The following is a 13451-nucleotide window of genomic DNA, read 5'->3' on the forward strand; positions in this document are numbered from 1 at the left end:
TGTCGGGAGACGGCACGGACAGCAGGACCACGTACCTGCGCCGGCCCGAAGCCAAGCCCGACGGGTGGTTTCTTCACCTGCCCGGCGCAGCACCGGTGGCCGGAACGCCCGAGATGTGGCCGCTCGGGCTTGCCCGGCGATCGGGGGCCCCACTCCCCTCCCGGGGGGAGCGACGACCCGCCCCGGCCCTACGGTGTCCGACGCTCCACGCCGTCGAGCAGCAGGCCGAGCCCCAGCTCGAACCCGCGGTCGTCGAGGCCCGTGGCACCGCCGCCGCGGGCGAAGGAGCCGTCCAGGGCGTCCGCGAGCGCCGGGTACTCCGGCCGGTATGCGGCCGGTGCCCGGGTGAAGCCGGCCGTGAAGGTCTCCATCGCGGAGCCGAGCACCAGGTAGTCCAGTGCCGCGGCGACCTCCGCCGCGTCCGCGGGGCCGAGGCCGGCCCGGCCGAGGAGGGCGAGCAGTGCGTCGTAGCCGCGCAGCGCGCTGGCGGCTTCGACGCGGCGGCGGGCGAGCAGGGCGATGGTGTTCGGGTGCCTCAGGAAGACCGCGCGGTAGCCGCGCGCGTACGCCGCGAGGCCGGCCCGCCAGTCGGGATCGCCCAGCGGTGTGTGGTCGATCTCGTCGTTGACCAGCTCGGAGACCGTGTCGACCAGCGCGTCCTTGCTCTGGATGTGGTTGTAGAGCGAGGCCGCCTTGACCCCGAGCCGCTCCGCCAGCGCCCGCATGGTCAGGCCGTCGGGGCCGTCCTCGTCCACCACCTGGAGCGCGGCGAGCGCGATCCGCTCGCGGGTCAGCAATGCCTTGGTAGGTCGGCCCACCGAAAATTCCCCTCTTCCGCTCTCCGTGTCCGGGGGCTATCGTGCCAGACCAACAGCAGTTGCTAACAAAGTTAGTTTTATCTGGAGGGCGCAGCCCGTGGCCGAGAACACCCCCACCGATGCCGACCGGCTGGCCGCGCTCGGCTACCAGCAGGAGCTGCGGCGCAGCCTGACCGTGCTCGGAAACATCTCCATGGGCTTCGCCGTCGTCTCCCCGGTCGTGGGGCTGTACGCCGCCGTACAGGTCGGCATGAGTGTCGCGGGCGGGGCCTGGGTCTGGGCGCTGCCGCTGTGCCTGCTCGGGCAGTGCCTGGTCGTCGCCGTCTACTCCGAGCTCGCCTCGCAGTGGCCGCTGGCCGGCGGCGCCTACCAGTGGGGCAGACGCCTGGCCAGACCGGCCGTCGCCTGGCTGAGCGGCTGGATGTGGCAGTTCGCCGTGATGTTCGGCAACACCACCGTCGCCTACCTCGCCTCGCCCTGGCTCTTCGCGCTCTTCGGCACCGTCCCGACGCCCGCCGAACAGGTCCTCGTCTCGGCCGGCTTCATACTCTGCTGCACCCTGGTCAACGCCTACGGCATCAACTTCCTGCGCTGGTTCGTCAGCCTGGGCATCGCCGCCGAAGCCGTCGCCTCCGTCCTGGTCGGTCTCACCCTGCTGTTGGTCTTCCGGCAGCACGGCTTCTCCCTGCTCACCGACTTCCTGAACGCGCCGAAGGGGCTGGGCATCAGCGACACCGGTGCCCTGCTCGCCGCCGTGGCCGTCGCCGGCTGGGCCTTCATGGGCTTCGACGCCTGTGTGTCGACCGCCGAGGAGACCAAGGACGCCGCTCGACAGGTCCCCAGGGCGATGTGGTGGTCGCTGCTCAGCGTCGGACTCGTCGTCATCCTCAACGCGGTCTCCGTCGAGCTCGCCCACCCCGACCCCGCCGCCGTCGTCGCGGTCAAGGACCTCGACCCGGTCACCAGCGCCGTCACCCACGCCTTCGGCGGCTGGGCCGAGAAGCCCTTCGTCCTCGTCGTCCTGATCAGCTTCACCGCCTGCCTGATGGCCTCCCAGGGCGGCGCCGCCCGCGGCCTCTACTCCCTGGCCCGCGACGACGTCTTCCCGTTCTCCCGCCACGTCCGCAAGGTCAACCGGCACAAGGCACCGATCGGCGGCCTCGTCGCCGCCACGGTGGTCAGCTGCGCCGCACTGGTGCTCGGCCTGAACACCTCGGCCATCGGCAGCCTGATCACCTTCGGCAGCGCCGCCATCTTCGTGCCGTTCTTCCTGCTCGCCCTCGTCGCCCTCATCGCCCGCCTGCGCGGCACCTGGAAGCCCGCCGGAGCGGTCGACTACGGACGTCTCGGCACCCCGCTCAACGTCCTCGCGGTGCTGTGGACCGGCTTCGAACTGGTCAACATATGCTGGCCGCGCACCATCCTCGCCCCGGCCGGAGCACCCTGGTACCAGATCTGGGCGGCACTGCTCGGCGTCGGCACCGTCACCCTCGCCGGCCTCGCCTACCTGCTCGCACGCCGCCCCGACCGCCGCATGGCCGACACCGACCAGGAACACCCGCGCACCGACGAACTCGCCCCCGCCGTCCTGTAGCCGGCGTCGACCCGGCCGGCACCGCTCGGCCGACGCGTGCGAAGCTGCATCCCACCCCCCCCGGGCGGGGTCAAGTCCCACCAGCGGCCCAGCGCCGCACCTTCGAGGCCGAACGCCTCGGACCGTTCAACCGAAAACCCTGGAGGCACCCGCATGACACGCGCACTCGACGTCGTCGAGACAGATATCGCCGACCTGCGCGCGGCGTTGGAGAAGGGCGAGACCACCGCGGTCGGCCTGCTCGACGCCTACCTCGCCCGGATCGACGCCTACGACCGGCCCGGCACCGCCACCGCGCTCAACGCGATGGTCGTGATGAACCCGCACGCCCGCGCCGAGGCCGAGGCCTCCGACGCCCGCCGCGCGCGCGGCGAGACCCTCGGTCCCCTCGACGGCATCCCCTACACCGCCAAGGACAGCTACCTCGCCGAGGGCCTCACCGCCGCCGCCGGCTCACCGGCCTTCGAGCACCTCGTCGCCCAGCGCGACGCCTTCGCCATCGAGCGCCTGCGCGCCGGCGGGGCCGTGCTCATCGGCCTGACCAACATGCCGCCGATGGCCAACGGCGGCATGCAGCGCGGCGTGTACGGCCGCGCGGAGAGCCCGTACAGCGCCGACTGGCTGACCAGCGCCTACGGCTCCGGCTCCTCCAACGGCTCCGGCACCGCCACGGCCGCCTCGTTCGGCGCCTTCGGCCTCGGCGAGGAGACCTGGTCCTCGGGCCGGGCCCCCGCCTCCAACAACGCGCTGTGCGCCTACACGCCCAGCCGCGGCGTGATCTCGGTGCGCGGCAACTGGCCGCTCGTACCGACCATGGACGTCGTCGTCCCCCACACCCGCACCATGGCCGACCTGTTCGAACTGCTCGACGTCATCGTCGCCGACGACCCGGACACCCGCGGCGACCTGTGGCGCGCACAGCCCTGGATCCCGCTGCCCGCGCCGTCCCAGGTCCGTCCGGCCTCCTACCCGGCGCTGGCCCCCGCGGACGAGGCAGCGGCACGCGCAACGCTCGCCGGCCGGCGCGTCGGCGTCCCCCGGATGTACATCAACGCCGACCCCGACGCCGGCACCAACCCCGACGGCGGCATCGGCGGCCAGACCGGGCAGCCGATCGACACGCGCGCCTCGGTGATCGCCCTGTGGCAGGCCGCCCGCCGCGACCTGGAGGCCGCCGGCGCCGAGGTCGTCGAGGTCGACTTCCCCGTGGTGACCAACTACGAGTCCGACCGCCCCGGCGCGCCCTCCCTCCTCACCCGAGGCCTCGTCAGCCGCGACTTCCTCACCCACGAGATCCTCGACCTCTCCGCCTGGGCCTGGGACGACTTCCTGGCCGCCAACGCGGACCCCGCACTGGCGACCCTCGCCGACGTCGACAGCGCACTCATCTGGCCCAAGCACCCCGGCGAACTGCCGGACCGCTACGCCGGCTTCGACGACGTGATCGCCGACTACCCGCGGCTGGTGCGCGACCGCCCCTACGCGTCGATCACCGAGATCCCGCACCTCGAGCAGGGACTGCGCGGGCTCGAGGAGACCCGCCGGATCGACCTGGAGGCGTGGATGGACGAACTCGGCCTGCACGCCGTGGTCTTCCCCGCCGTCGCCGACGTCGGTCCTGCGGACATGGACGTGAACGAGGCCTCCGCCGACCTCGGCTGGCGCAACGGCGTCTGGGTCGCCAACGGCAACCTCGTCCCCCGCCACCTCGGCATCCCGACGGTCACCGTACCCATGGGCACCATGGCGGACACCGGCATGCCCGTCGGGCTGACCTTCGCCGGCCGCTCCTACGACGACAACACCCTGCTCCAGCTCGCCGCCGCCTTCGAGACGACCGGGCAGCGCCGCACGGAACCGCCGCGCACCCCGCGCCTTCCGGTCGGCTGACGGACCGCCAGGGACAAAGGGATCGCGGGTCCACAACGCCTCCCCGCGACTTCACACGAGGAAGAGGCCGCTTCCACCAGAAGGTGGAGGCGGCCTTTCCGGCCTTTTGCGCACTTGCCGAACTCCGCACCGCACGCAGCGAAACGTCCGCCCCCACCCTAAAGAGCTCATACCAGTGACCGTTCCTCTTTGCAGACTCCGCTGCGCCGCCACAGAGTTGCCGGAGCTGCTCCTCCAGCTCGCGGGCGGACCGGGCGCGTTGCGCTGTCGCGACGAATAGTGCGTGTCGCAAGCACCGCGTTCCCACAAGGGGCCGTCGCGCCTCCCATGCTGGGGCGGATGCCGCCCCGCGTGGGCGGGTGGAGCTCGATGAGCTGGACGGAGACTGCTGATGAGTGTGCTGGAACGCGTGGACGAGAGGGTCCTGGCGGTGGAGGGGGACGACGAGTCGGACGTCTACCCGGACGACCGGGAGTGGGTGAACGCCTGCATCCAGCGCATCCGCGGCGAACTCGCGCCCAAGGAGACGGCGGTGAACGAGATTCCGCTGCCCCCGCAGCTCAACGGGTTGAAGCTGTACATCAAGCGTGAGGCCGACCAGCCGTCCGGTAGCCACAAGCACCGGCTCGCGGCGGCGCTGCTCACCCACGCCCTGGCCAGCGGTTGGCTGGTGAAGGGCCGCCCCGTGGTGGAGGCGTCCAGCGGCTCGACGGCTATCTCCGAGGCGTGGTACTGCCAAAGGCTCGGCATCGACTTCTACGCGGTCGTGCCGAAGAGCACGGCCCCGGAGAAGCTGAAGACGATCGAGCAGTACGGCGGCACCGTGGTCCCGGTGGCGGGCGACATCGTCGAGTACGCCCGCCGGGTGGCGAAGCGCTATGGCGGCCACTTCATGGACCAGTTCACGTACGCGGAGCGGGCCTACGACTGGCGTGGCGACCACAGTCTCGCGGCGGAGCTGCTGAAGGGCCTGCCGGACCTGGACTGGTTCGCCATGGGCGCGGGCACCGGCGGCACGACGACCTCGGTGGCCCGGTACGCCCGGTACACCGCCAGGAAGCTCCGGGTGTGCGTGCCCGACCCGGAGCACTCCGCGTACTTCGACGGCTGGTACTGGCAGGACCCCACGGTGACCGACCAGGGCTCGCACATCGAGGGCATCGGCCGGCCCAGGGTCGAGGCGTCGTTCGTGCCGACCACGGTCAACCGCATGATCCGCGTCGCCGACGCGGCGTCGGTCGCCACCATGCGCTACCTCTCCGACCGGACGGAGTTGGGCATCCACGCCGGGCCCTCGACCGGAACCGGTGTGTTCGCCGCGATCCGGATCCTGCTCGGCATGAACGAGGGCACCCACCTCGGAAGCGTCGCCACCGTGATGTGCGACCCGGGCGACCGCTACACGAACGAGTACTACAACGACGCCTGGCTGGCGGATCAGAAGATCGTCTACAAGCCCTGGTACACCACCATCAAGGACTTCTTCGAGAACGGCGTCTGGGCCCCGCCCACCTCCGTTCCCCCCACGCCCCGCCCCGCGACGGCCGTGTGGAACATGTGACGTCCCACGCGCCGACGAGCGGGCCCCGGAACGGCGGTGGAGCCGTTCCGGGGCCCGCTCGCGGACTCCTGTCGCGATCGGTGCCGGCTCCCGGCACCAGCGGGACCACCGCGCGGACCGCCGACGAGAATCCCGAGTTGACTGACAGTCATGATTCCGGGACGCGGAGGCCGGTAGGCCTTTACGGTGAGCAGGCGACACCTCACAAGCGGTGCCCTGTTCGGGGACTTTGACCAGATCCGGGGGGATCATGGCGTACTTCGTGGAACTGCCCGTCGGCTCGGTGAGCGACGGACAGGACGTGGTCCGGGTGGAGATCGAGCAGGTCGGGGAAGGACTGGTCCAGGTCGCCCGGCCCGGACAGGTGGTGGCCCGGGCGACCCGCTCGCTCGGGGACATGCTGGCCGGCGTGCGTCCGGTCGCACAGAACTTCGTCGAGGGGTTCCGGGACCTGGCCCACGCCCCGGACGAGATCAGCATCGAGTTCGGTCTGTCCTTGTCGGCCGAGGCCGACGTGGTGATCTCCAGCACCGCCGCAGAGGCCAACTTCAAGGTCTCGCTCACCTGGAACCGGCAGACCACCGAGGCATCGGCGCCTCCGGCGGCCTCGGACCCGTCCTAGATGAATGAGTCCGATTGTTGGGTTGGCCGCGACCATGACGAAGGGTGCCCGTTGGTTGGTTTGTGAAGACGAACCTGGATACCCTTCTGAGAGGGTGTTCGATAGGGGATTCCCCCCAACTGTCCGGCTTTGGTTCTTGCGGCACGGACTCGTTTTCAGGATCTCGTGGCGGCCGGGTCCGTGTCCGCGATATTCATCAAACGTGACGGAACGACGCAGGTATCCATCGGACCTGAAGGACGATCAGTGGGAGCTCATCGAGCCAGTACTGGTGGAGTGGCGACGCACCCGCGCCGAAGGGCGTGAGCCCACGACAGCGCTGCGTGAGGTGGTGAACGCGATCCTCTACGTCGCACGCACCGGTATCGCCTGGCGCTACCTGCCGCACGACTTCCCGCCCCACACCACCGTCTACGGCTACTTCAAGGAGTGGGAACGCGACGGCACCACCGAGCGGATCCACGACACGCTGCGTGACCAGCTGCGGGCGAAGAAGGGCCGCCGGATCCTGCCGAGCGCCGCGGTCATCGACTCCCAGTCCGTGAAGGCCTCACCGAACGCCCCGGCCGACAGCCAGGGCTACGACGGCGGGAAACGGGTCAAGGGCCGCAAGCGCCACATCGCCACCGACACCCTTGGCCTGATCCTGGTCCTGATCGTCACCGCTGCGGGCGTACAGGACTCCGCGGGCGGTAAGCAGGTCCTGGACGCCCTCGCCGCCCAGTGGCCCACCGTGACCAAAGTGTGGGTGGACGCCGGCTACAACAACGCCGTCGTCAGGCACGGTGCCGACCTGTCCATCGACGTCGAGGTGGTCGCCCGCGACAAGGAGCAGAAGGGCTTCGTCGTCCAGCCGATCCGCTGGCGGGTCGAGCAGACATTCGGGATCATGTCCCGGTACCGGCGGCTCCACCGCGACTACGAGGAACTGCCGGACCGGTCACGCTCGATGATCCACTGGGCCATGGTCAACTCCATGACCAACCGCCTGACCGCCAGCCCCGACAAAATCGGGCAATACCTCCGCCCGAAACCTCTCGCGGCAGCCTAAATCGGTATCGAACACCCTCTGACGGCACTGTACGTGTTCATCGACGATCACATGGCCCCTCGTCACCGGATCGGGCGACCTCCGAGGCTCTCGGATGCGGAACTGCTGTGCCTGGCCGTGGCGCAGGTACTGCTCGGCTTCCCGTCGGCGAGGCACTGGCACCGCTTCGCGAGTGGCCAGCTGCGGCACCTGTTCCCGTACCTGCCGGGGCAGTCCGGCTACAACAAGCGTCTGAACGCGGCCGGCCCGCTCATCCCGCAGGTCGTCGGCGCACTGGCCCGGCAGGTGCCGACCTGGCACGACGACCTGCGGCTGATCGACTCCACGCCGCTGCCCTGCGCGGCCTCCCGTGAGACGGTCAAGCGCTCGGCCCTGGCCGGCACCGCCGGGTACGGCTACTGCGCCAGTCACTCCCGCTTCTTCTGGGGTCTGCGGCTCTACCTGTTGACCACGGCCGAGGGCATGCCGGTCAGCTGGTGCCTGGCCAACCCGAAACTCGGCGAGCGCGAGGTCATGGAGGCCATGCTCGGCCGTGACCGACACCTCGTGCGCCGGGGCCAGGTGATCCTCGGCGACAAAGGCTTCGCCGGAGCCGCGTTCGAGGCCTTCGTCACCGACGAGCTCGGCGCGCACCTGGTCCGGCCCGACCGCAAGGGCGAGCCTGCCCGATTCGGCAGGCTCGCCCGCGTCCGCCAGTGGATCGAGGCGGTCATCGACACCCTCAAGGGCCAGCTCAGTCTCGAACAGCACGGCGCACGAACCGAGGCTGGCGTCTTCGCCCGCACCGGTCAACGCCTGCTCGCCCTCGCCGCCGCGATCTGGCACAACTGGAACACCGGCGCCGCGCTCAAGCGCTCACTCATCGCCTATGACCACTGAGGACATCGGACTCATTCATCTAGTGTCCACGTCCCGCGCCGACGCAATCGACGGGACCGGGCCCGACGCACTGGCGTCTGCCGTCGTACGCGTCCATGACCGTCGAGGCGTCCCGGTCGGCCTCGGCTTCCTGGTGACCGCCGATCGGATACTGACGTGTGCGCACGTGGTGTCCGCCGCGCTGGGCCTCCCTCCGGGAGCCGAGCCGGACGCCGACGCCCGCGTCGAGGTCGACCTCCCGCTGCTCAGCGACCCGCCCGCCGCCCCGCCCGCCGCAGCTGACGGCACAGGCGGTACGCGCGTGCCCACGACCGTTGAGCGGTGGGCGCCCGCCCACCCGCACGGCGCCGGGGACGTGGCCGTGCTGCACCTGTCCGCTCCGCTTCCGGGCGCCCGGCCGATCCGCGTCGTGGAGTCCTCCGACGTCTGGGGACACACCGTGCGGGCGAACGGCCTGCCGAGCGGCCGCCCGGGCGGTGTCTGGCACTCCGGCGTCCTGCGGGCCCGCCAGGCCAACGGGTGGATCCAGGCCGACCTGGCCGCCAACGGCTACCGGGTCTCCCCGGGGTTCAGCGGCGGCCCGGTGTGGGACGAACAGCTCGACGGTGTCGTCGGCATGATGGCGGTCGCGGAGACCGGCGACCCCCCATCCGGCTACCTCATCCCCGCCGAGGGCCTCGCCTCCGTATGGCCGCAGCTTCGCGAACTGGCGCTGCCGCCGTCACCGTTCCGGAGTCTGCGTCCGCTGCAGGAATCCGACGCCCAGGTCTTCCACGGCCGTCGGGCGGAGACGGCCGAAGTCACCGCCCTGGTCGCCCGGGAACGGTGGACCACCCTCGTCGGCCCCTCCGGTTCGGGCAAGTCCTCCCTCGCGATGGCCGGCGTCATACCCCGCCTGCACTCCCAGGGCATGACCGCCGTGGTGATCCGGCCCAACGCCGGCGCCACCCCGCTGTCCGCGCTCGCCGCCGCGCTCTCCCCGCTGCTGGAACCGGATCTGACCGAACTGGAACGCCTCGAACGCCTTCCGGCGCTCACCGGCCTGCTGCGCGCCCAGGGGCTCGGAGATCTCACGGCTCTCCTGCTGTCCCGCCTCGGCACCGATCAACTGATCGTCGTGGTCGACCAGTTCGAGGAGATGCTCACCGGAACCGACCCAACGGCCGTCGACGAGCTGGCGGCCGTGCTGTTCGGCCCGTCGCTCCCCCAGGCCGTGCACGTGCTCACCACGCTCCGGGCCGACTACCTGGAGACCGCGCTGGCACATCCGAGCCTCGGCCGGGCCTGCAGCCGGCAGGTCTACGCGCTGGGGCCGATGACCGGTGAGCAGCTCCGGGAGATCGTCACCGCACCGGTGGCGGCGATTCCGTCGGTTCGCTACGAGGCCCACCTGGTCGACCGCATCCTGACCGATGCGGGCGGTGAGGCGGGTGCCCTGCCGCTCCTCGGCTTCACCCTCGACCTGCTGTGGAAGCGCCAGGCGACCGGGGTCCTCAGCCACCGCGCGTACGAGGAGATCGGTCACGTCAGCGGAGCCCTCGGAGAGTACGCCGAGCAGGCCTGGGACAGACATGTCTCCGCCCGGGACGAGCCGGCCGCCCGCAGGCTCTTCACCCGCCTCGTCCGCGTCCCCCTCGGCGCGCCCGGTGCCACCCGCCGGACCGTTCCCCGCCAGGAGCTCGCCGAGGACGAATGGCACATCGCCCAACGTCTGGCCGGCACCCGGCTCCTGGTCATCGACCACAGTGCCGAGGGCGTCGAGACCGTCGAACTGGCCCACGAGGCCCTGATCACCGCCTGGTCCCGGCTGCGCGACTGGGTCGGCGAGGACCGGGCGTTCCTGGAGTGGCGGGAGTCCGTCCGGCACGACCGCCAGCGCTGGGACCACGCCGGTCAACCCGCCGACCTGCTCCCCACCGGGCCCACCCTCGCCACCGCCCGCACCTGGCAGCGCGAGCGCGGCGCCGAGCTGTCCGAGGCCGAACGCACCTACCTCGAACTCGCCAGGCGGCACCAGCGGGCCCGCGGCCGCCGGCGCCGCACCTTCCGGACCGCCCTCATCGGGGTGATCACCGTCTCCCTCGCCCTGGGCGTCCTGTTCGCCACGGCCCGCCGCGATGCCGCGGAGCGCCAGGCCGACTCCGACTCCCGCGCCCTCGTCCAGGCCTCCCAGGACGACATGGCCTACGACCCGGTACGGTCCGTGATGATGGCCCTCGCCGCGTACCGGACGAAGCCCACGCCGGAGGCCCGGAACCAGCTGATGCGGCAGTACCTCCTCCGGGCCGGCGCGGACTCCCTGTTCTCGGGCATGTCCGGCACCGGCGGGACGTTCAGCACCAGCCGGGACGGTGACGTCGTCCTCTCCCGCGACGCCATGGCCCACGTCGTCCTGTTCGTCCGCGGCCGGGACGGCACCGTCCACAGCTGGCCGGTCCCGGCCGGGTACGCCTTCTACCTGAGGGTCTCCCCGGACGGGCGCCGGGCCGGATTCGTGACCGACGACGGGACGGGAGGCTGGTTCGACGTCGACAAGGAGAGCACCACGCCCATCGGCCAGGTGCACCAGCTGCCCCGGGTGGACGGGGCCATGCAGATCTCCGCGGCTCCTGCCGACGCGACCGCGATGTCACCCGACGGGCGCTACATCGCGGTTCCGACCCGCGACAGCCTGGTCTGGTGGGATCTGGAGGCGGGGACGATCGCCGGCCGCGTTCCCGCACCTCGGGACATCGGAAGCGGGCTGTGGTTCGGCTCCGACGGGCACTCCCTGCTGGTGAGGACCAGCAACGGTGGTACCGGACTGGCCTCCGTGGACATGGCCGGCGGTGCCGCGCGGACCGTGGTGGCGCCTGCTGACCACCAAGGGGTCCTGCCCTCCGGGGACCGGACCACCGTCGCCGTCGTCCAGACCCAAGACCCCGGACAGGGCAGTGGCACCAAGACCACCGTGCGACTGATCCGGGTGTCCGACGGATCCGTGGTGGGGAAACCGTACGAAACCACGGAGACGATCGCCCCGGCGAGCGAACTGATCGCGGCGAGCGCCGACGGCCACCGGATCGTGATCAACGAAGCCGCCAAACTGACGGTCCTGGACCTCGACCGGGGAAATGCCGTCGCGTTGGTGGACGAACCGGGCCGCCTGTACGAGCACGCGTCCGTTCTCCTCTCCAGCGGCGGGAAGGAGTACCTCGCCGGTCAGGGACGGAGCTCCATCTCCTACACCGAGATCCCCGCGGGCGAGGAGGACAGGGCTGCGGCCGACACCGTCCACCTCAGCCGGGACGGCAGAAAGCTCACCCTCCGCCTGACGGGCGGCACCGACCTCGAACTCCGCGAGCCCGGACTCACCCCCGGAAGGCTCCTGACCAGAACAGCCCTGCCACAGCCCGCATGGAAGGGCACAGGCGACCGCCTCATGTCCAACCGGGACGACACGCTCATCGCGCTCCGGGACGGCCCGAACACCGTCTCCGTCCGTGACGCCTCCACGCTACGAGCGGTCGCCCGCGTCACAGTGGGACCACCACCCCAGGGCGACGCGGCAGCCGAGGACTTCAGCTACTTCTTCGACGGGGCCGACCGCCTGGTGACGGTCTCCGGCACCCGGATCCAGCAGTGGGAGGCCAGGACCGGCGTCCGGTCGGCGCAGTTCGACGCGGCCGCGTTCCACCCCCGGGCCGACAAGCCCGGCACGCCGCAGATGTACGTCGGCCCGTACTGGCAGGAGGGAAAGCTGACCGTGGTCGTGCACGACGACCCCGTGATCCGTGTCGTCGACATCGGCACCGGCCACACCGTCACGTCGCTGAACCCGGGCATCACCGACCTGATCGCGGCCCGGTTCGACGAGAGCGGCCGCTACCTGGCCGTGCTCCGCCGGAACAGCGTCATCGAACTGTGGCGGCTCGACCCCCTGCAGAGGGAGATCGGCCCCCTCCCCACCACCAGCACACCGGGCCAGAACTCGGCCATCACCCGATTCGTCGACGCCCAGGGCCGTTTCATGGTCGCGGCCAACAACGCCGTCCGCATCTACCAGGTCGGCGGCCGGCCTTCCGTCGACTCCTACGACTTCCGCAACGTGACCGACAACAGTCTGCAGGAGCCGCTCACGTTCCTGGACGCCACCACCGACGGGAAGACCCTCCTCATCCGCACCGAGAACGACTACGTCCACCGGATCGTCCTCGACCCCGACGCCTGGCAGCGGAGCCTGTGCCGCATCATCGGCTACCGCTCCTTCACCGCCGACGAACGACGCACCCTGCCCGTCCGGGTACCCGACCGCCCCCTCTGCCTTCCGCCCAAGCCCTGAAGCTGCGGACGGCGCCGGACTCGACCCGGATCTGCGCGGTGAACGCACAGATCCGGGCTTCCACCAGCAACGGCTCCGGACGGTAGCCGGCGTTCTCGGGCGTGCCGCGGGCTGCTGCCGGCCGACCGCTGTGCCCCGATTGGCGCAAGCCGGTATCCGGCGAGACGATGCGAGAGGCCCGAGGCATCGAGAAACCGCGACCTACAACGATCAGGAGAAGACCATGACGACGGCCAAAGACATCATGCACCCCGGTGCCCACTGGATTACCAAGAGTGACACTCTCCAGCACGCGGCGAAGCTGATGCGCGAGCTGGACGTGGGCGCGCTCCCCGTCGGCGACGAGTCCAACAGCGAACGACTGTGCGGAATCGTCACCGACCGCGACATCGTCCTCAAGTGCGTCGCCCAAGGCCTCGACCCCAGCGAGTGCAAGGCCGTGGACATCATCGAGGGCACCCCGCGATGGATCGACGCCGACGCCGACATCCAGGACGTGCTCCACGAGATGGAGAGCCATCGCATCCGCCGGCTCCCGGTGATCGAGAACAAGCGGATGGTCGGGATGATCAGCGAGGCCGACCTCGCCCGGAACCTGCCGGACGATCAGGTCGCCGAATTCGCCGGTCACGTCTACGCCTCGGCCGGGTCGCGGCGCTGACCGTGAGGTCAGCCCCCGCCCGGGAAATCCATCCGGCCCGCGCGGTGGACGAGA

At 70.8% G+C, this 13451-nt stretch carries 9 protein-coding genes; 8 read left to right on the top strand and 1 reads right to left on the bottom strand.

Annotation, left to right across the window (positions count from 1 at the left end; translation table 11 throughout):
• Nucleotides 1-188 precede the first annotated feature (188 nt).
• Complete coding sequence (locus tag OG556_RS35770; RefSeq protein ID WP_331743719.1) at nt 189-818, bottom strand: TetR/AcrR family transcriptional regulator C-terminal domain-containing protein; 630 nt, start codon at nt 816-818, stop codon at nt 189-191.
• Nucleotides 819-915: 97 nt separating this feature from the next.
• Between OG556_RS35770 and OG556_RS35775 the strand changes: the two genes are divergently transcribed.
• From OG556_RS35775 to OG556_RS35810, 8 genes are all read left to right on the top strand, one after another.
• The gene (locus tag OG556_RS35775; protein WP_331743722.1) at nt 916-2412 is read left to right on the top strand and encodes an APC family permease; all 1497 of its coding nucleotides are present in this window, start codon (nt 916-918) and stop codon (nt 2410-2412) included.
• A 153-nt stretch (nt 2413-2565) separates the two neighbouring features.
• Entirely contained in the window at nt 2566-4302 is a 1737-nt protein-coding gene (locus OG556_RS35780) for an amidase (RefSeq protein WP_331743725.1), read from the top strand.
• A gap of 391 nt (nt 4303-4693) precedes the next feature.
• The gene (locus tag OG556_RS35785) at nt 4694-5863 is read left to right on the top strand and encodes a pyridoxal-phosphate dependent enzyme (protein ID WP_331743728.1); all 1170 of its coding nucleotides are present in this window, start codon (nt 4694-4696) and stop codon (nt 5861-5863) included.
• 250 nt (nt 5864-6113) lie between these two features.
• Nucleotides 6114-6485, top strand: a complete 372-nt coding sequence (locus tag OG556_RS35790) for a CU044_2847 family protein (protein ID WP_331743731.1) — start codon at nt 6114-6116, stop codon at nt 6483-6485.
• A gap of 202 nt (nt 6486-6687) precedes the next feature.
• Nucleotides 6688-7536 (top strand): IS5 family transposase, encoded by an 849-nt coding sequence (locus tag OG556_RS35795; protein ID WP_331743597.1) that lies wholly within the window; start codon nt 6688-6690, stop codon nt 7534-7536.
• A 51-nt stretch (nt 7537-7587) separates the two neighbouring features.
• A complete protein-coding gene (locus OG556_RS35800; protein WP_331743734.1) occupies nt 7588-8415 on the top strand; it encodes an IS982 family transposase in 828 nt (275 codons plus the stop codon).
• Nucleotides 8405-12736, top strand: a complete 4332-nt coding sequence (locus tag OG556_RS35805) for a serine protease (RefSeq protein ID WP_331743736.1) — start codon at nt 8405-8407, stop codon at nt 12734-12736. Before OG556_RS35800 ends, OG556_RS35805 begins: the two co-directional genes overlap by 11 nt.
• A 223-nt stretch (nt 12737-12959) precedes the next feature.
• Nucleotides 12960-13397: a CBS domain-containing protein gene (locus tag OG556_RS35810; RefSeq protein WP_331743739.1), complete on the top strand. Its 438-nt coding sequence runs from the start codon at nt 12960-12962 to the stop codon at nt 13395-13397.
• Nucleotides 13398-13451: the final 54 nt, after the last annotated feature.

Origin of the sequence: Kitasatospora sp. NBC_01300 (assembly GCF_041435235.1) — a bacterium.
Classification (GTDB): Bacteria; Actinomycetota; Actinomycetes; order Streptomycetales; family Streptomycetaceae; genus Kitasatospora.